Below are 702 nucleotides of genomic sequence, written 5' to 3' on the forward strand. Positions count from 1 at the left end.
GTTTTAACTCCTATTATAAGTAATGCTGAATGTTTAGATGATTATGACAGATTTTTGAAGAATCATAATAAAAAGTTAAAACTGCATATCAAAGTAGATACYGGCCTAAACAGAATGGGAGCAAAACCTAAAGATGTATTAAGCTTGGCTAATAAGATATTATCATACGGCACTTTAGAGATAGAAGGAATTAATACTCATTATGCTGCTTCTGATGGATTTGATGATATATCTAAAGAGTTTACAGAAAATCAAATAAAAATTTTTAGTGATGTTTTAAATGAATTAAAAACAAACGGCATAAAAATMAATAATGCTCATACTGCAAATTCTGCTGCATTGCTTTATTATAAAAATGCCTAYTTYGATATGGTTAGAGCAGGTATAGTAGTTTATGGATATACAGAGAAGCTGCATGACTTTGGATTTAAGCCWATACTAAATTTAAAATCTAAAGTTATTTTAACTAGAAAAATAAAAAAGAATGAAACAGTTTCTTACGGCATGACTTGGAAAGCTGATAAAGATACTAATATAGCTGTAATACCTATAGGATATGCTGACGGACTATCAAGAAAACTTTCTAATAATTGGGAAGTAAAAATAAACGGTAAATATTATCCTATAATAGGAAAGATATGCATGGATATTATAATGGCAGATATAGGAAATGAGGATAATATAAAAGAAGAAGATGAAGTT

1 protein-coding gene is annotated in these 702 nt (G+C 28.3%); it reads left to right on the top strand.

Going from position 1 to position 702, the window contains the following annotated elements; genetic code table 11:
• The coding region (gene alr, locus GQX97_RS13340) for an alanine racemase (protein WP_157152298.1) at positions 1-702 on the top strand (702 nt) is incomplete at both ends.

Source organism: Brachyspira sp. SAP_772 (assembly GCF_009755885.1).
Taxonomy (GTDB): Bacteria; Spirochaetota; Brachyspiria; order Brachyspirales; family Brachyspiraceae; genus Brachyspira.